Source organism: Bradyrhizobium sp. RD5-C2 (genome assembly GCF_019972155.1).
Taxonomy (GTDB): domain Bacteria; phylum Pseudomonadota; class Alphaproteobacteria; order Rhizobiales; family Xanthobacteraceae; genus Bradyrhizobium.
The window spans coordinates 130,687-148,337 of record NZ_BOVL01000016.1 but is presented as its reverse complement, the minus strand read 5'-3'; the positions used below and the strand labels follow the sequence as shown (position 1 = coordinate 148,337).

The following is a 17,651-nucleotide window of genomic DNA, read 5'->3' as shown; positions in this document are numbered from 1 at the left end:
TCGTAGTGCGTCACAACGGCGGATTTTGGAGGAAGTTCCAGTTTTTCCCGAAGCGATGCTTCCTGCGGGCACCGGCTTCACCATCAACGCGCGGTAAGTTTCTTCGGATGAACAAGGGAGCAATTGCTGAAATGTCCCGCTCAGGAACCAGGCCCGCCCCGCGATGTTGTTGGGCACCACATTCGGGAGTTTCAGATGAACAGGCGTCTATTGTTGACCACCGCTGCCGGGCTCGCGATCGCGACATCGGCCTTCGCGCAGTCCTCTCCGAGTTCTTCGAGCTCAAATCCTGCGGCCGCGCAGCATCAGCAGGATTCCAGCACCACGACAACACCCCCGTCCCCGAGCACGGCGCCGGCGTCGTCTACCTCGACGCCTTCGGGGGCCGCCCAGAATAACACCAGCTTGACTAATTCGGCTCAGACGCAGCCGCCGGCGTCGACAGACCAAAGCGCCGCCGGCCAATCGACCAATTCCGGCACTGGCGCCAATACCGCGCAGGCGCCGGCCTCGGGCAACTCGCCCAGCCAGGCGCAGACCAGTCAGCCGTCCAACCAGGCCAACCCGCCGTCAAACCAGGCGCAGACCAACGCGCCTTCGACCGGTCAGACCCAGAGCGCAAATCCGCCGGCCTCTAACAACAGCAATCAGGCTCAGTCGCCGGCCGGCAGCGACTCGACCAATACGGCCCAAAAGCCGAACGACCGGCCGGACACGGCCGAGCATTCGTCGAACACCGACGTGACCGCGGCGGTCAACATCAACGACCAACAGCGTGCCCACATCAGCACGTCGATCTCGCACCTCAACGTCCAGCCGCTGACAAACGTGAACCTCTCGCTGTCGGTCGGCACGGCCGTGCCTCGGGACGTGCGCCTGCAGCCGCTGCCGGCTGATGTCGTCGAGATTGTCCCGCAATATCGCGGCTACAACTTCGTCCTGGTGAAGGACGAGATCGTGATTGTCGAGCCGTCCAGCTACAAGATCGTTGCGGTCATGCCGTATTCGGGCCGGGCGACCGCGGCGGCGCCAGCGCGCTCCGAGCAACGCAAGACGACCTTCAGCGATCGTGATCGCGAAGTGATCCGAAAGCACGCCAAGGCGCGCCCCGTCGAGCGCGAGCGGCGGACCACCGGCAGCACGGTTCGCACCGAAATTCGTACCGGCGAACGCGTGCCGGAAGACGTGGAGATCGAGGCATTCCCCGACGCGGTCTACCGGGATGCCCCGACGTTGCGCGAGTATCGGTACATCAATCGCGACAGCCACACCTACATTGTCGAGCCACGCGAACGTCGTGTCATCGAAGAGATCGACTGAGATTGTCAGGGAAGGAGAGACCACGATGAAGGCCATTGCACTGGGACTACTTGCCGCCGCCCTGGTCGGATCGGCTGCGACCGCCGCTCCGCTCAGCCCTGCCGCCGTCGGCTCGCCTGAACTCCCCGGCGTCGACCAGGTCCGACTGGTCTGTAACGAGTATGGCCGCTGCGTCCGCACTCGCGGTCCCCGCTACGTTCAGCGTTACTACGGCGCTGACGATGGCTATGAGGAGCGTCGGAGCTACGGCTATTTTGGCGGTCCTGGTTATTACGATCGCGGTGATGGTTACTACGGCGGGGGGCCGGGCATCGGCTTCAGCTTCGGCACGCGCGGCTGGTAGGCGCCTACGAAACATGGTGAGGCCGCTTCTTCGGGAAGCGGCCTTGGCATGTCAGGCGCGTCGCTCGAAGCCGCCGCAAGCTCGCCTTGCGTGCGGGCTCCGCCATTGGCGGAGTTATTCCATAATTTTCGGTACGCGAAGGCTGACGACGGGAACTGATCTGTCGCGGCACTTCGGTCGAATAGTCGTTTCTGGTTCGCACACAATCATTCGAAGACGGGGGATGGCGCTCCGCGCCTTTGAGCGATCCAGGCTGGCACCCGGCGCGCCCCCGCTCCAGGGCAGGCCGCGGTTTCGAAAAATTTTTTGGATCCCCCTTGAAACCAAAATCCGCTTTGCTAATTTTTTTATCGCCATCGAGGATGGCGGCCGGGTGCCAATCGGACCTGGTCAGTTGAGACGGGCACCGGTTGTGTCCGGTGCCGCTCGTAACCATCTTGCTCTTTGGAGGATTTGGCTATGCGCAGTTACGACTTTTCGCCCCTCTGGCGTTCGACCGTCGGTTTCGATCGCCTATTCGACCTCGCGGAAATGGCCCAGCGGGCCGGCGAGGACAATTACCCGCCCTATAACATCGAGCGGCTGGGTGACGACCGCTACCAGATTTCGCTGGCGGTGGCGGGCTTCGCGCCTGAAGACATCTCGATCACGGCCGAGCAGAACGTGGTGACCATCGAGGGAGGCAAGCCTGAAAGAGGCGAGCGCCAGTTCCTTCATCGTGGCATTTCAACCCGGAATTTCAAGCGCCAATTCAGCCTTGCGGACTATGTGCAGGTCAAGCACGCAGCCTTCGACAACGGGCTCCTGATCATCGAGCTGGTGCGGGAGATTCCGGAGGCCATGAAGCCGCGGCGCATCGCGATCAACGGCGCGCCTCTGGACAGCGTGCAGAAGCTTGAGGCCAAGGCGGCTTAAGCACGCGCCAGCACCGGGCCGCGCGGATAAGCGCGCGGCTCCTACATTCGTCAAATGTCAGGAGGATACCATGCGGCCGACGACCGCCGACGATAATGTTTTCGAATTCAACGCGCTCTTGCATCCTGGCACCGTCTTCGAACACCCAAGAGACGTTGTCGAGCACGCCGGCCTGACACTCGCGGAAAAACGGGCCATTCTCGCATCTTGGGCGTCGGACGCATCAGCCATTGCGTCCTGCCCTTCGATGCGATCGCCGCCTGGACTGAAGCAGCCGGTTTCGATCCACGAAATCCTTGAAGCTTTGCGCGAACTGGATGGCGGTCCTCGGCACCCGCCGGGTGGCAGGCCGTACCGGTTGTGTGCGACCTCGCGCGCCATCGCGGCGTGATGCACCGGGAGAATGGCATGCTTGACCAGACCCAAGCGTGGCTGTGGGCTCATCACAGCAACATCGAGCGGTACCTTCGATTGCTTTCAAGCCCACTTTCGGATCTTGGGCGCGCTTTCATAGCGCGCCGCTTGAACGAAGAGAGCGCCTCTCTGGAGGCGCTCTCACAAGAGGCCTTTCCTATCGCGCCATCGGTGCCGAAAGCATTCAGTCGGAACGGCCACCATGTCTGACATCGATGCATTTGTGGTGCGTGGGCACGAGAAGGTCATCGCTACTATCGGTGGCTGCGCGACACCGCCCAGAACGCATCGGAGCGCGCGCGCTTTCAGGCGCGCATGGAGGCTGACGCCCTCCGCCGCCATTTGGCGCGCCAGTCGCGCGCCGCACCCCTGGCGGCCTAGTGCGGCAGAAAGCCCGATGGCAATCGCCTGCTTGCGGCTCTTCACTTTCCCGCCCTTGCCGCAGCGTCCGCTTTTCGCGGCTCAATTCTTATAGCGGCGCATTTCGATTTTTACATCGTTGCCGGAGCTCTCTGAGTAGCGGCGCTTCTTCACTTTCTTTGCTTTTCTTGTCTTCTTCGCCATGGGCGTTCCTTCCGATAGCCGAGGTCTTTTCGCCTCGGCTGGGCAGGTTGAGAGTTGGTTGGGTAATTAAGGCGTTCGTCTCAAGAGGCTGAAGCCGCGTCTTGAAGAAGGCCGTCTCGGCACGAGGTAGTTTGGCCGCGATGCGTAGAGGCATTCGCGCACCGCGCGCAATACGGATGGCCGCCTCAGGTCTCTTCTCGGCGGTTAGTCGACCGAGAAACGCAAGGTAAGATCCCTGTTTGTGAGATGGGCGAAATAGATCGACTGGTAGCCCGTGTTGGATCGTGCCGAGCCATTTCGCATCCGGCAGCGGGAGGCGCCGGTGGTCCGAGATCGACACGAATCCGGCATCGGAAAATCTTCCCACCAGAGCCGCGAGACCGGACAAATCGAGCCGTCCATGCATGGTCGTCAAAAAGCGGGACGCGCAGCCTGCTCAAAAGCGTAAGAGGGAGCCAGTCGATGTGGGCATGAATGACGTCAAATTCGCTCGCCTGCTTTGCAATAGCTTCGAGCAGCATGGCGAACGCGGCGCTGGGATCGTTGTTCTTCCCCCCGAGGCGCAACGCCGGCGGAAACCGCCTCGAGCCGAGCTTTGTTTTGGAATTGCCGATCGCAAACAAGGTCACGTCGTGGCCGAGATCGACGAGTTCATCTACAAGCCAAGCCACGATCCGCTCAGTCCCGCCGTAAAGTTTGGGTGGGACGCTCTCGGGAAGAGGAGCAAGCTGGGCTATCCGCACCGGATATCGTCCCTACACAGCCCAAAAACAAACAAGTACGGCGGTCGCAGAGAGTAACTCGGCAATCGCCAACAGCGTCCAATTCGGCCTAGCGCTCATCATGGCCAGCTGAGAAATGAGAACTTCCAGCAGCGTCAACATTCGTACTTCGAAAGTCCTTCAAGGTAAGCAATCCCATGGCCTGTGAGTTCCTCGGAATCGCGCTCGCAAACCTTTTGCCCTCGCAGATGACGTTCGAGCAGGCACCGGCGACGATCGGATTCGTCGATTCCACGGTGCGTCGTACGATAGATGGTCCACGCCGCATCTGTCGCCATTTTCAGTGCGGTCTCTCCTGGCATCGTTTTGCTCCGAGAAACACCCGTGCCAAGTCAACGCTTCGTTACGAAGAAGGTTGCCGCTTTTTCCCGGCTGGCATCGGGTCCGATCGTTGCAAGGCGTCCTTTTTGGGGCGTGGCGCGTGTTAGATCTCACAACGGGCGATCACGACTTGTGGCAGGAAGCAACCGCGGCGTGCCTCGCTCGCGGTGAAGGGAAAACTTCAGCCGAATGGCTGGGGGATCAGGCTTGGGCTGATATCGCGCCGCTCCTTGACCGAACTAATTCGGCCAGCGGCCGAGTTATTCCATGACCTGTGATACGCGAAGTCCGTCGGTCCTTATGCCGAGCAGGGCATGAGATCCGCGGAACGGCCTGCTTCCTCCTCCATTTTGCCTGGATCGCAATGGAGGAGCCGAGCCCGATGCAACGGCACCTGTTTCCACGTCCTGCACGACGACATCGACTTTTCGATCCAGGAACTGCTAACGAAGATAGGCTAATCCAATTGCCACGATCATTGAGACAAAAGCCAAAACGGCAGCTCCGATGATCCAAGGCATGTCGCGGCGTTCTTGGGGAGTCATCCCAATTACCCTATGGATGCAAAAGCGAAAGCAGGCGTTGGCGGTTCTGCTCCTGGTCAAGCTGGTTCTTGCGCATCACTTCGAGCTCGGCCCGGGCCGTGGAAATGTCTTGGTTCGACCGCTGCAATTCGACCAGCAATGCCTCTTGTTCAGCGAGCCACCGTTCTCCTTCGACAACGGCGAGTTCGATCTGCCTCAGTTCGTCGATGATCGCGTCTTTGTACATCGTGTTTCCACAATGCTGGACCTAGCGCATTGCACGTTGCGCGTACCCTCCAACCAATTGAAGTAGACGTCGGTTCCTAGCGGACGGTATGCAGGCCAAGGCGAGCCCGTGCGCGACATCACATCAGATGCGTAGCAGCCCACGTCAGATAGGTGAAGTTGAGCGGCGGGAAAAACATCGCCGAGCTCTTCACAGCGACCGCACTACAGGTAACGGCTCCGCTGCGGTCGCTCCAATTGTTCAACAAGCAAGCGCCCGCCGCAAAAAGTCCTAGCCCGAATGACGCCGACTTCCGTTGCGGTCGCCACCGAGTCGATCGCGTCGATCAGCCGCCGAAGCGTCATTGATGATCGGCCACCAGATCGGCCGGGCGACCGCGGAGATCAGCTGCTTTGGGCCGACGCGGACTTGCTGGTCGCGAGAGAGGAGGCCGAACGTAAAAATAAAGCCGATGGCGTAGAGCACAAGAAGCCGGCGATAGTGTTTTAACTAGCTCCATCGCGGTCCCCGAAAACGCAATAACCAAACAACTCGGGGCAGCGACCACAAAACTATGACCGTGCGTTAACCTATGTAATCTTCCCGTACTCCGACGGAATCACTGCTCGGGACGCTTAGCGGACAGCAGCCGGTGCCATGCGAGGTCGAGATTGATCCGGCATCACGTCCTCATCTTTCTGGTCATCATCAGAACGGCGATGCCGTTTCTTCACGACCAAGCCGACAGCCACGAGCAGGCAACCGGAAGCGATCATGAGAACTGGGACTATTTTTCCCCAATCGAAGACCAACGCACTCACTCGAAACTCCGGGACATGACTGGATGGCGTCTGTTCTTGATTTTGATCCAGTGCGGGTACCGGCCGCCGCGATACGGTCGATCCGAGCGCTTGGAAATCAGTCCCTCAAAGCCGAACTCGCAGGCCTGTCGGAAAAGATCGGGGCCGATCTCACCTTGCTCAAAGTTGGATAGGAAGATGGCTCCCGGACGGCCGCCCAGGAGCCGTTGAAGGCCAATCTTGCGCATCGAGAGGGGAAGATCCCGCAGGTCGGCGCCCTCCAGCGCCAGGATGTCAAAGGCTAGCATCTCGACCTCGGCATTGTGCTTGCCCGAGTGCAGGGCGTTGAAGTCCGAATAGCCATCGACGCCGCGCACGAGGGCCTCGCCATCGATCACAAACTGGGTCTAGCGGTTCTTCAGCGCGGCTCCGACGATCCACGGGAAGCGCTTCGTCCAGTCGTGTCCACCCTTGGTGATCAGACGGACGCGATCTCCGTCGCGCTCAAGCCGCAGGCGGTAGCCGTCGTACTTGATCTCGTGAAACCACTTGGGGCCTGCCGGGACGGTTCTTGCCGACCGTGGGCAGGCAGAACTCGAATTTGGGCATACTCCGGAGATGGGGATCATGAGAAGGATTTGTGAATCCAAACGAAGCGGCCTCAGCAACCCTTGGAGGCCTAGGGGGCGATTGCTGAGGCCGTATGGCCAGTCCCGCGTCAGTCGAGATTGGTCAACTTGATCGCACACCGGATCCGTATGAGAGACAAGCGCTAACGGAGAGCTGCGTCGCGATGCCGGGAAACAGTGGCAGTATTGCCACCGAGGTTCACATAGGTTATTTTCGGTCGATGCACCCAGTTAGTTCGGATTTGAGGGCGACTCAACGCCGCCCGCTTAAAATGCACGCGAGCGGCGTTGGCTCTAGCCCCAGGAATGCAAAATCCTGACGAGGATATGACTCATCGGATGCGCGATGGTCTCATAGCCCTGAAGGGGTAACCCCCGCTCTTGGGAGCTGGGTCACCCACGGGCAACACCGGCTCAACCAGGAGCGGCCAATAAAGGCTGAGGTCGCCAACTGAGGCGGCCTCTTTGCAATTCTCGCCTGGCGGAGCAGGATGGCTGCGCCACAGCGGCCCCAGCGCTGGCCTTCAGGCCACAGAAGTGCTGAGGTCGTTTCGTTTGACGAGAGTTAGTGAGCCGGCAACCGAGGCTGCCCTACTTTTCTTGTGGCTCTGCACTATGTTCTGCGGCGAGTAATTGCAACGCCCGCATCATTTCCGGGGTCCGGTAGCCACCGAGAAGCATCAGCCCTTGCGTGAGCTCCTCTCGTGTGCGCTGGCGCAGGCCACGCAACAATTCCTCCACGAGTTGATTGTCCAAAGCCGGCTTAGTCATGGGCAGCGACTACGGGTCCTAATCCGCAAGGTTACAAAAAACGACTCTATATGCGGAGACAGCCGGGTTGGTTCCCGCACAGAGCAGATAAGACCCACTGGACTTCATCCGCCGGTTCTGAAACGAGCAACCTTGGGTCCCCAGCAGTGACCCCTCGCGCTGGCGCCTTGATTTGGTCCCGCGGCCTTCGCTGAACGTACTAGGACAATCCGGCGGTGTAATTCACAGGGGTTATTTCCGGAACTAGTGATGGTCCCGATGATCTGCGGAACAGGGCAGGTAATTTTCATTTCGTATTTTTTCAGCCCTAGTAACGACGGCCGCTGCTTCTCGGCGGACAGCGGTTCGGCGATCCGGCTTAGCCCCAGCATGATCCGGATGCTGGGGCTGTTTTTCTTGGTGCTGAAGGAGCCCGTGCGGCTACGAGTCGGGAATAAATGGCAATTCCCGGGAGGCACATGCTAACGAGGTGTGGGGGTCACGCCCCCGACATCAAAGGATACTTTGGCCCCGGCTTCGAGCCGGGGCCTTTTTTGTGCGGCGTGGAACGATGCGAAGCAGCCTGATTGACCAGCTGTCTCTTGCCTAAAACGGGCGGCACTTTGGACCCGGCCTCAGCGCTTTCCCCGGCGCTGGGCTGTTTCCTCATTGGGCAAACGTGTCCTTGCCGGGGCTGGAGCATCCCGCCGAAGGTCAGTTGGGCTCGCCTTTGGGCTTCGGTAGTCTGGCGAGCTCATAATAAGCCTGCGCCTGTCGTTCAATTCGGCCTTGAGCTTGGGATCAATTTCGTGCGTCGCCATTCGCTCAAACTCGTGCGCGCGCTCGAGATACTCGGCAACCGTTTTCATCGCACGCCAACCCGAAGCAAGCCCGTCCGTTTGAATTGCGGTTCAAAGACCAATCAAAAACCAGATGGCGAATTATGCGCCGATACCGACAGAAGCCGCCTGCCCAATTGAGAATAAGACGCGCCAGGGGTAGGCCTGTTTAGGTTCGAAAGCCAGTTCATCCGCCCGAGCCACGGCTTATCCATTATTGGAAAGCAAGAGTGCTTAGCCGACGTTCTCGATAGGACTATCGAGTTGCGCGACGGATGTTCTACCCATAACAATCGCTATGGTCCGCCTACGATGAACGACGGAACCTCTGGGGTTGGCGCAAGCCTGATGTCAATGCTTATGAGCATATCCGGAGTTCTCCGGTGATAACGGTCAATAGTTCCTTAAATCTGAACTCACTATCATTGATCGCATGGATCGAGACGAACCACGGGAATGGTTCATACCGGCGCTGAGGCGTCACTACGCTCGACTTGCGGGCTGGATGGTACGCGACAACCAAACGCCGGAAGCGAGCCGAATGCCGGAGCCAACGCGGACAGAAGTCCCCAATCGAGTGCCGGAATCGTCGCGCCATCCAGAGCCGCCACGACCTCACAGATCGCGATGAAGGGGCCGCTGATAGCGATAGGCATTCTTGGCGCCCCTTACATGGGCGACCAGCACTTCAATCACGGTCGATAACGCCGTTCAGCGCATGGCGAGCCAGATGAGGCGCTCCTTCGGAGTGTAATGCCGCCTCAGTTGGCGGCCCCTTTTATTGCAGAGAAGCGAACAGATTAGCCCGCGAACCGGGTACCGGCTCCGGGGCTGGCTCTGGCTTCTGCGCTGCAGCGGCGCGCGTGGCTCGCCAACGCGACGTCCCGGGCTCAACGAAATGCTGTGCAGATTTTCGGTCACGTCGAGGTAGGCCTTGTCCAGCGACAGCGGCTCGATGATCGGGGTGTGCTCGGCAAAGATTTCGCGGATTTGCTGGGAGACCGCCTTGTACACCTCGAAGCGCGGCTTCACGAAGATCAAGTCTGGGCATTGCTGCTTCGCGGTAACCGATGGCATTGCCGACTTGACGCCGAACTTGCGCGCTTCGTAGCTGGCCGCCGCCACGACGCCGCGCTCCCGGGATCCGCCGACGGCGACCGGCTTGCCGCGCAGATCAGGATTGTCCCTCTGCTCGACGGACGCATAGAAGGCGTCCATGTCGATGTGGATGATCTTGCGTTGGCGGCCCGGGATAGCTGGCTGGTCGTTATTGTCCTCGATGGTCACGTCGCTAGCCCGGCCGTATCTTTCTTGACGCCGCGGGCGACGATACGGAGTGTGCCGTCGGCAAGCGGCTGCTGCAACTTCAAGGCCTCATCTGGAGGGGCGGTCATCCAGGTCTCGACTTCTTCCGGCGTCGTCAGGATCACGGGCATCGCCTTCGGGTGGATGGCGCCGACCTCGGCGTTCGGTTCCGTCGTTAGGAACGCGTAGAGGTCGATGGTCGTCTCACCTTCCTTTACCTTCCGGACAGACGTCCAGTTGGTCCAGATGCCGGCGAAGCAGGCGAGGGGACGGGTCTCATCGAGCGCGAACCAGATGTCGCCGCCCTCGGCCTTGTTGAACTCGCTGAACGAGTTGAACGGCACCACGCAGCGGTTTTCGGTTCCCAGCCATTTCGTCCAGTGCTTGCTCTTCACGTTGCGGATGTTCGTCGTGCCGCCGTCCGGCTCCATCCGTAGCAGCTCCTTGAAATCGACGGTCTTGCCCTTGGCCTGAAGCTTTTCGGCTCGTTTCTTGGTGGCGTCCATCAGCGCTTTCGACGACGACGGCATTCCCCAGCGCCCCGTAGCGAGTTCGCGGCCCTCGGCCCCGTTGCGCACGATCGGTGCCTTGTAATCGGGAAAAACCCCGGGCATCGGCGCCAGATTGCCGACGTATCGGTTTGCGACGCGGAACAACGCGCTGATCGCGGCTTGGTTGGTCGTGATCGAGTAGAGATTGCACATCGGTCAGGCTTCGGTGCGAGGGTGGCGCGGCTGCCAGGCTAGTTGTAGCAGAGTCGCGGAAGGACGCCGGCCCGCCTTGGCGCATTTGCGGCAGCGCAGCCGGCTGGCGAGATCGTGCACGAAGGTGGTCGGCGGATGCTTCATCGCCGCGAGGTCAACGTCGCTCGGCGTCTTGCAGCGCGCGCACTGGATCTCCAGCCACGGGAAGCCACCATTCACCGCTTGGTCGATCGTCGGGGACGGATCAATCGGTTCTCCGTCTGACCACATGCGTTCGTTCCAACTCTCGCATAGCAGCTTGTCGGCCTGCTGGATGAGCGCTTCCCCCTTCGCTCGCGTCTCCGCCGATCGGGTTGCCAGGATGTTGGCCATTGCGCGCGCCTTGCCGAGCTCTTTCGCCAGAGCCTTGCGGTCGCCGCCCGACAGGGGCGTAGGGTGATACTTCGGGGCCATCCGGACATCCAGGCGCAAAGAGATCGGATCGGCAATCCAGAGCGGGCTACGGCGTCTCGAACGCCGGCCAGCACCCGTCTTCTTCATGCCTGCCGGTGCGCTGCTGGCAGGTGTTGTCGAGCAGCCGCTGCGCGACGTCCTTCCAGACCGCGTTGCCGCCATATAATCGGACTGCATCGGCGGTCTGGATTTCCACGGTTCGGTCGCAGCGGCGGCAGGAGATGCGCAGGACGTGGCGTTGAATTTCCGAAAGACGACGCTGCCGCATCTCGGCCCCGGTCGCGCCGGCGCGAGGATCTTTGAGGACCGATTCCCAGTATTCGGCCGGGAGCGGCGCATCTGGAGCCGCAGCGGGGAGAGCTGGCCTGCGGGCGGCTTCAGCGACCAGTTTTTCCATCTGCTTCGGGGTCGGCATGCGCCAGCTCGCGGGTCGGTCGGTCATTCCGAATTAGAACATAAAGTGAACAAAAGTCGAGTCCGCTTGGGCAGGCACCCGAGAAAAAATCACCCTGTTGGGAAGGCCGCGATGTCGGAACCAAGCCGGGACCATTCGTCTTGAATCCAGCGTCAGTTTTGGAGTTCCCCCGTCATGGCCCCCCGCGCTAACTGGAAAGGCTTCCTGCGTCTTTCCCTCGTCACCTGTCCGGTCGCGCTGTATCCGGCGACGTCCGAATCCGAGAAGGTCTCGTTCAACCAGCTCAACCGCAAGACAGGCCACCGGATCAAATACGCCAAGGTCGATGCCGACACTGGCGAGGAGGTTGCCAACGAGGACATCGTCAAGGGCTACAAGGTCGACGACGACACCTTCATCGAGGTGACCAAGGAGGAGCTCGAGAACGTCGCGCTGGAATCGACGCGAACCATCGAGATCGATGAGTTCGTCGACCGCAGCGAGATCGATCCGCGATATCTGATCCGGCCCTATTACCTGTGCCCTGACGGCAAGGTCGGGCACGATGCGTTCGCCGTGATCCGCGAAACCATCCGCGAAATGAACAAGGTCGCGATCGCGCGCGTCGTGCTGACAAACCGTGAGCACATCATCGCGCTCGAGCCGTTCGACAAGGGGGTGATGGGAACGCTGCTGCGCTATCCCTATGAGGTGCGTTCCGCGGGCGAGTATTTCGACGACATCCAGGATGTCAAAGTCACCAAGGACATGCTCGATCTCGCCAGGCATATCGTCAATCAAAAGACGGCTCACTTCGAGCCGGACAGGTTCGAGGACCAGTACGAAACCGCCCTGATCGACCTCATCAACAAGAAGCGCGCCGGCAAACCCATCACCGCGAAAGAGCGACCGCGTGGCGAGAATGTCGTTGATTTGATGGACGCGCTGCGCAAGAGCATTGGCGGCGAAAAGGCGGCAGCGACAGAGGCACCGAAGAAGCCAGCCAAGAAGGCGCGCAAGGCGGCGGCCGGGCAGAAGGAAATGCTGATGCCGATTGCGGGCAAGAAACCGGCCAAGGAGGCTGTGGCAAGGAAGCCGGCGGCCAAACCGCAGCGGAAGTCCGCTTAAGATATCTTTGTTGGGTTCACGGAAAGCTCGTTCCGACACGCCGGATGCATCGAGATATTGCCCGGGCCGGCCGCTGTGTTCGCCCGCTTTGGAAGTTTGCTGCCCGCGAGGCAAACAACACCGCTGATCGCATGGCAGCGGTCAGTGGGCGGTGCGGGGAAGCGTCTCATGGCGAGAACATTGAAGACCTACCAGACCTCGCTCGGCTTCTTCGATCTGGCGATTGCCGCTCCCTCAATGAAAGCGGCTCTGGAAGCGTGGGGCGCAGACAGCAATCTCTTCCACCAGGGCGCGGCCAGGGAAAGTGACGATACGGACGTTATCGGGCCGGCCATGGCAAAGCCCGGCGTCGTTCTTAGGCGCCCAGTCGGAACAAACCGACCTTTCAGCGAACATGCCGAGCTGCCCACCGATCTTGGCGGCGGCGGACCAACGAAAGCCGCCAGCAAGTTGAAAGGCCCAAAGGCGAAGAAACTTTCCTCTCGCCCCGTCGACAAGGCTGCCGAACGAAAGGCCGCTCTCGCCTTCGAAAAGGAGCAGAAGCGGCGCCAGCTTGAACAGGCGAAGGAAGAGACTGCCAGGCAGAAGGACCGTGAACGCCGTCAGCAGGCGGTCGACAAGGCGCAGGCTGCGCTGGACAAGGCTGAGCAAGAGCACGCGAAGCGGGCCGCCACCATCCAGGCCGAGGTCGAGGCTCTCGAGAAGAGATCGCAAGCCGAACAAGCCCGCTGGGATAGGGAGAGGGAGCGATTGGAAGCTACGCTGCGGCGCGCGCGGGGTTAGTGTTCGTCATGCTCGGCGCGGATCCTCTTCATTAGGAGGGCATTCTGGGCAGGTATCACCGATCGAGTTCAGCACGTCGCGAACCTCGGCCGCCGCTGCATCAGGGGAGACGCCTGCGGGCGGGTCTACGCGGGCGATATCGAAGGCCCGCTCCCTTGCATGCGGATCGGCGCGATCCTGCATCCAACCGTGCTCCTCGCACTCGCGGATGGCGCCAGCTTCCTGGAGCACCCCAATCGCCCATCCGCGCATCGTCCGTATCGCCGGTCTTCGTTCACGTGTCATCAGCATAGGAATAGCTCCTGACAGGACGAATCGTTGCGTCCGCCATTCGTTCCCCTCCTATCACCAGGCTGGGCTTTGTCGAGAAACACTAGGGAATGGTAGCGGGTGGGCGTGTCCGATGACGCCACCCTCGGCTGTCGTTTCTGACCGATCGGATGTGCAGGCTCAGAAAGGGGGTGGCGATTTGATGGTAGCGTATTCCGCCACTGCCATGTTGACGGGCGGCGGCGCATATTTCCGGCCATGACGCAGCCATGGGAATCGGGAGAGGACTACGCGTGTCCGCACTGCGGTGCGATGTACGCGGTGACGCTCACCCAATCACTTTCAATCGACGATGACGGCAAGCCTTGCACGGAATGCGGGGACGCATTGGCATGGTGGCGCAGCACGACGGTGCCGCACTTCAAGCTAAAGGTGCGTAAGAATGGGGATCCGGCATGATCCCGAAGCGCCACCGCAACAAGCAAATTGCTGAACTGTGGTCCTCAGTTCGAGCAAAGACGCAAAGACTAGCTGGGCGCGTGCGGCCAGAGCCGCACCGGGCTCTCGTGAACCGAGCCGCGCAGCGTCTCGGCCTTGCGGCTTCGTTCCCTCGCGCTAGAGCTTTGGTGCTCCTCGCCGGGGGCACTCGGGAAAGGGGCTCGCCTGCGGCGATCGCTATCACTGCCCCGTTCCCGGGTGCCGCTATTGAACCGGTCTCGTCGCTGCACTCGGACCCGCGTGTCCCTTCGGGTCGCTATGCTCACGCTCTCCGGGTGCCATTTTCCGTTGAGGCGATGCGCCCCTGGCGCACGCCTGATCGGGCCTGCGGTCCCAGGTAGATGGTGCTGAGAGCCGAGAGTAAGAGTGCGGGCTGGGTTTTCCATGACGGGTTACAAGCTGCGAGAGAGGCTCGCGGCGCCCGTCGCGGAGACCCGCGATGTCAAACCGTACTGTTGGTGCGCGCGCCGGCCAGGACCGGGCGAACCTCTATAGCGAAATTACCGACAAGATCATTGCCGAGCTTGAGGCCGGACGTGTGCCCTGGGTTCAGCCTTGGGGTACGGCCGCGGCGAAAGCGCCGCTGGCCATGCCGAAAAATGCGTCGACCAACCGGCAATACAGTGGCGTCAACATCCTCATCCTCTGGGGAGCCGTGATCGAACGCGGATTTGCCGGTCAAAGTTGGCTCACCTTCCGCCAGGCGCTCTCGCTCGGCGGCCACGTTCGTAAGGGAGAGCGCGGCAACACTGTTGTCTACGCGGATCGTTTCGTCCCGAATGACGAAAAGCGACGCGCCGCTGAGACCGGCGAAGACGCGCAAGCAATTTCATTCCTCAAACGATTTACCGTTTTCAACACCGATCAGTGCGAAGATCTGCCCGACGGCATTGCCACCGCTGCGCCGCCACCGCCGGCTGGCCTCATCGAACCCACGGTCGACGCCCTGATCAAGGCCAGCGGAATTCCATTTCGGATCGGCGGGGATCGCGCATTCTATGCCACAGCCGAAGACTATGTTCAGGTCCCGCCGCCACAGGCCTATTTCGAACCCATCAATTGGCACCGCACCGCGTTGCATGAACTCGGTCATGCGACCGGGCATCCCTCGCGCCTCAATCGCGACCAGAGCGGATCCTTCGGTACGAAGAAATATGCCTTCGAAGAACTGGTCGCTGAGTTAAGTTCCGCGTTCAGCTGCGCGACGCTCGGGATCGTGCCGACCGTGCGCCATGCCGACTATATCGGCTCCTGGCTTGACGTCCTGCGCGAAGACAATCGCGCCATCGTGCGTGCCGCATCGCAGGCGAGCAAGGCCGCGGACTATTTGCTCGGCTTCGTTCCCGGGTCCATTGAGCCCGCGTCGCTGGATTCGGTTGTCGCCGATCACGAGGCGGCGTGATGCTTGGCCTCGTGGCCGCGCGAGAGTGAGAGGAGGGGAGGCTGTTCGCGACGGGTTGGAAGCCGAGAGAGAGTCTCACGGCCGCCCGTCGTGGAGAGCCAAAATGACGAAAGCAGTACAAAAGATCACGCTGTCGCCTTCCCGGGATATTCCGTTCAACAAGCTCGTGCTCAGCCAGTCGAACGTTCGCCGCGTCAAGGCCGGTGTCTCGATCGAACAGCTAGCCGAGAGCATCGCGCAGCGTACGCTTCTGCAAAGTCTAAGTGTCAGGGCCGTCGTTGATGCAGATGACAACGAGACCGGCATGTTCGAGGTGCCGGCGGGCGGCCGGCGCTATCGTGCCCTCGAGCTTCTGGTGAAACAGAAACGCATGTCAAAGACACAGGCGGTGCCGTGCGTTGTGCGTGAAGGGGGCATTGCCGCGGACGATTCGGTGGCGGAGAACGATGAGCGGGTCGGTCTGCACCCGCTCGATCAGTTTCGGGCCTTCCAGACTCTCCGCGATCTCGGCATGACCGAGGAAGACATCGCCGCCCGGCACTTCGTGAACCCTGCGATCGTGAAGCAGCGGTTGCGGCTGGCGTCGGTGTCGCCGAAGCTGCATGAGGTCTACGCCGAAGACGGCATGACGCTCGAGCAGCTCATGGCGTTCTCGGTCTCAGCCGATCACGCCCGCCAGGAGCAAGTCTGGGAGAACGGCAGCCGTTCCGGTTATGACGAGCCTTACCAGATCCGCCGGCTGCTCACTGAGAACACCGTGCGCGGGTCCGATCGCCGGGCGCAGTTTGTGGGCGTCGATAAATATCAGCACGCGGGTGGCGGCGTTCTGCGGGATTTGTTCGAGCACGACGATGGCGGCTGGCTTCAGGACGTCGTGTTGCTCGACCGCCTCGTAACCGAAAAGCTCAAAGCCGAAGCTGAGACGATTGCTGCCGAAGGCTGGAAGTGGATCTCAGTCGCCTTAGACTTCTCCTACGGTCACACTCAAGGTCTACGAGAAATCGAAGGCAGACCTGTCGATCTCTCGCCTGAGGAGCAGGCCACCATCGATGCGCTAAACGCCGAGCAGGCCAGGCTGGAAACCGACTACCAGGATGCCGACGAATTGCCCGAAGAGGTCGATCAGCGTCTCGGCGAAATCGAGTCGGCACTGGCGGCATTTGAAGACCGGCCGATGCTTTACGAACCGACCGAGATCGCCCGAGCTGGTGTCTTCATCAGCATCGATTCCGAAGGACGCCTCTCCGTGGACCGGGGTTACGTCCGGCCGGAGGACGATGTGCAGGAAACTGATCCTGATGTCGGGCAGAACGCCGACGCGTCGTCGACTGAAGGGCAGGAGCCTGGCACTTCAGTTCAGCGCACGATCATCGCAGTCGCAGGTGGCGCTCCTGATGCCGAAGAGGATGATGAGGACACGGCCAAACCTCTGCCGGATCGGCTGATCACCGAGCTGACGGCGCATCGTACGCTGGCATTGCGGGATGCGCTGGCAGAAAATCCTGCGACCGCGTTTCAGGCGGTGTTGCATAACTTCGTGCTGACGGCCTTTTATCGGTTCGCATCGTCCGGGAGCTGTCTGGAGATCGGCCTTCGTACACCGACCTTTCCTGCCCAAGCTCCCGGGCTGAGGGAAAGCGCGTCTGCGAAGGCTGTCGAGGCGCGGCATGAGTCCTGGAAGGCACGGTTGCCGAAGAACGAAAACGATCTCTGGGATGCGCTCACGGCTCTTGACGGTGGTGCACAGGCATCATTGTTCTCCCACTGTGCATCATTTGCGGTCAACGCCGTCTACGAGCCGGCCAACCGCTACAATCAGAGCCGTGTCTCCGCTCACGGTGTCCGCACGCGTCTCGACCAGGCTGATGTGCTTGCGCGCGCGGTCGGACTCGACATGGTGCAGGTTGGCTGGCGACCGACCGTCGACAACTATCTCGGCCGGGTCACCAAGCCGCGAATTCTAGAGGCGGTGCGCGAAGCCAAGGGCGAGTCGTCGGCGCAACTAATCGACCATCTGAAGAAGGCTGAGATGGCAAAGGAGGCCGAGCGTCTACTCGATGGCTCGGGCTGGCTGCCGGAGCCGCTGCGCCTCATCGATTCCGATGCGGCGCCAGTGGCGCAGGAGGGCGAAGCGGGCCCGCTGCCCGAATTCCTCGCCGACGAGGAGGATTCGGAAAACGTCAGCGATGATGATCCGCGACAACTCGATGCGGCTGAGTGACATCATGTGGCGGGACGGCTGAGGCTGTCCTGCAGTTGCTTGGGGACCGGTGAGTAGCGCCGGTCC

At 61.0% G+C, this 17,651-nt stretch carries 17 protein-coding genes and 3 pseudogenes; 10 read left to right on the top strand and 10 right to left on the bottom strand.

All coding sequences use genetic code 11. The features are described 5' to 3' along the window. Positions 1–195: 195 nt before the first annotated feature. From BraRD5C2_RS19710 to BraRD5C2_RS19690, 5 genes are all read left to right on the top strand, one after another. Positions 196–1,320 (top strand): DUF1236 domain-containing protein, encoded by a 1,125-nt coding sequence (locus BraRD5C2_RS19710; RefSeq protein WP_223970641.1) that lies wholly within the window; start codon positions 196–198, stop codon positions 1,318–1,320. Between the two features lie 25 nt (positions 1,321–1,345). Then, on the top strand, positions 1,346–1,663 hold the full coding sequence (locus BraRD5C2_RS19705) for a hypothetical protein (RefSeq protein WP_223970551.1): 318 nt from the start codon (positions 1,346–1,348) through the stop codon (positions 1,661–1,663). 459 nt (positions 1,664–2,122) lie between these two features. Further along, positions 2,123–2,578 carry a small heat shock protein HspD gene (hspD, locus tag BraRD5C2_RS19700; protein WP_223970549.1) on the top strand — a complete coding sequence of 152 codons (456 nt, stop codon included), beginning with the start codon at positions 2,123–2,125 and terminating at the stop codon, positions 2,576–2,578. Positions 2,579–2,648: 70 nt separating this feature from the next. Then, the gene (locus BraRD5C2_RS19695) at positions 2,649–2,969 is read left to right on the top strand and encodes a hypothetical protein (protein WP_223970547.1); all 321 of its coding nucleotides are present in this window, start codon (positions 2,649–2,651) and stop codon (positions 2,967–2,969) included. Between the two features lie 17 nt (positions 2,970–2,986). Continuing rightward, positions 2,987–3,202, top strand: coding sequence for a hypothetical protein (locus tag BraRD5C2_RS19690; RefSeq protein WP_223970545.1), 216 nt, complete (start codon positions 2,987–2,989; stop codon positions 3,200–3,202). Positions 3,203–3,373: 171 nt separating this feature from the next. Here the strand turns inward: BraRD5C2_RS19690 and BraRD5C2_RS19685 are convergent. The 3 genes and pseudogenes from BraRD5C2_RS19685 to BraRD5C2_RS19675 form a co-directional block, all read right to left on the bottom strand. Beyond that, positions 3,374–3,556, bottom strand: a pseudogene (locus BraRD5C2_RS19685) (DUF6496 domain-containing protein); the annotation flags it as partial. Between the two features lie 85 nt (positions 3,557–3,641). Beyond that, positions 3,642–4,299: pseudogene (locus BraRD5C2_RS19680) on the bottom strand (glycosyltransferase); the annotation flags it as partial. A gap of 915 nt (positions 4,300–5,214) precedes the next feature. Then, positions 5,215–5,430, bottom strand: coding sequence for a hypothetical protein (locus tag BraRD5C2_RS19675; protein ID WP_223970544.1), 216 nt, complete (start codon positions 5,428–5,430; stop codon positions 5,215–5,217). Positions 5,431–5,709: 279 nt separating this feature from the next. On the opposite strand from BraRD5C2_RS19675, the gene BraRD5C2_RS19670 reads away from it, so the two are divergent. Further along, positions 5,710–5,919 carry a hypothetical protein gene (locus tag BraRD5C2_RS19670; protein ID WP_223970542.1) on the top strand — a complete coding sequence of 70 codons (210 nt, stop codon included), beginning with the start codon at positions 5,710–5,712 and terminating at the stop codon, positions 5,917–5,919. Positions 5,920–6,226: 307 nt separating this feature from the next. Here the strand turns inward: BraRD5C2_RS19670 and BraRD5C2_RS19665 are convergent, their stop codons facing one another. The 6 genes and pseudogenes from BraRD5C2_RS19665 to BraRD5C2_RS19640 all read right to left on the bottom strand — a co-directional run bounded on the left by BraRD5C2_RS19665 (position 6,227) and on the right by BraRD5C2_RS19640 (position 11,331). Next, positions 6,227–6,607 carry an ATP-dependent DNA ligase gene (locus BraRD5C2_RS19665; RefSeq protein WP_223970541.1) on the bottom strand — a complete coding sequence of 127 codons (381 nt, stop codon included), beginning with the start codon at positions 6,605–6,607 and terminating at the stop codon, positions 6,227–6,229. Positions 6,608–7,429: 822 nt separating this feature from the next. Then, the gene (locus BraRD5C2_RS19660; protein WP_223970540.1) at positions 7,430–7,609 is read right to left on the bottom strand and encodes a hypothetical protein; all 180 of its coding nucleotides are present in this window, start codon (positions 7,607–7,609) and stop codon (positions 7,430–7,432) included. A gap of 1,627 nt (positions 7,610–9,236) precedes the next feature. After that, positions 9,237–9,645 (bottom strand): annotated as a pseudogene (locus BraRD5C2_RS19655) (Y-family DNA polymerase); the annotation flags it as partial. A 65-nt stretch (positions 9,646–9,710) separates the two neighbouring features. Further along, a complete protein-coding gene (locus tag BraRD5C2_RS19650) occupies positions 9,711–10,436 on the bottom strand; it encodes an SOS response-associated peptidase (RefSeq protein ID WP_223970539.1) in 726 nt (241 codons plus the stop codon). A gap of 3 nt (positions 10,437–10,439) precedes the next feature. Next, positions 10,440–10,889 (bottom strand): hypothetical protein, encoded by a 450-nt coding sequence (locus BraRD5C2_RS19645; protein WP_061020552.1) that lies wholly within the window; start codon positions 10,887–10,889, stop codon positions 10,440–10,442. Between the two features lie 46 nt (positions 10,890–10,935). Next, complete coding sequence (locus BraRD5C2_RS19640) at positions 10,936–11,331, bottom strand: hypothetical protein (RefSeq protein ID WP_223970538.1); 396 nt, start codon at positions 11,329–11,331, stop codon at positions 10,936–10,938. Positions 11,332–11,478: 147 nt separating this feature from the next. Here BraRD5C2_RS19640 and ku point away from each other — a divergent pair, with 147 nt between their 5' ends. Then, a complete protein-coding gene (gene ku, locus BraRD5C2_RS19635; RefSeq protein ID WP_223970537.1) occupies positions 11,479–12,411 on the top strand; it encodes a non-homologous end joining protein Ku in 933 nt (310 codons plus the stop codon). Positions 12,412–12,579: 168 nt separating this feature from the next. Further along, the gene (locus BraRD5C2_RS19630; RefSeq protein ID WP_223970536.1) at positions 12,580–13,194 is read left to right on the top strand and encodes a cell envelope biogenesis protein TolA; all 615 of its coding nucleotides are present in this window, start codon (positions 12,580–12,582) and stop codon (positions 13,192–13,194) included. 6 nt (positions 13,195–13,200) lie between these two features. Here BraRD5C2_RS19630 and BraRD5C2_RS19625 read toward each other — a convergent pair whose 3' ends face one another. After that, positions 13,201–13,485 (bottom strand): hypothetical protein, encoded by a 285-nt coding sequence (locus BraRD5C2_RS19625; RefSeq protein ID WP_223970535.1) that lies wholly within the window; start codon positions 13,483–13,485, stop codon positions 13,201–13,203. Positions 13,486–14,401: 916 nt separating this feature from the next. Between BraRD5C2_RS19625 and BraRD5C2_RS19620 the strand changes: the two genes are divergently transcribed. Then, on the top strand, positions 14,402–15,364 hold the full coding sequence (locus tag BraRD5C2_RS19620; protein WP_223970534.1) for an ArdC family protein: 963 nt from the start codon (positions 14,402–14,404) through the stop codon (positions 15,362–15,364). A gap of 103 nt (positions 15,365–15,467) precedes the next feature. After that, a complete protein-coding gene (locus BraRD5C2_RS19615; RefSeq protein WP_223970533.1) occupies positions 15,468–17,585 on the top strand; it encodes a ParB/RepB/Spo0J family partition protein in 2,118 nt (705 codons plus the stop codon). Positions 17,586–17,651 lie beyond the last annotated feature (66 nt).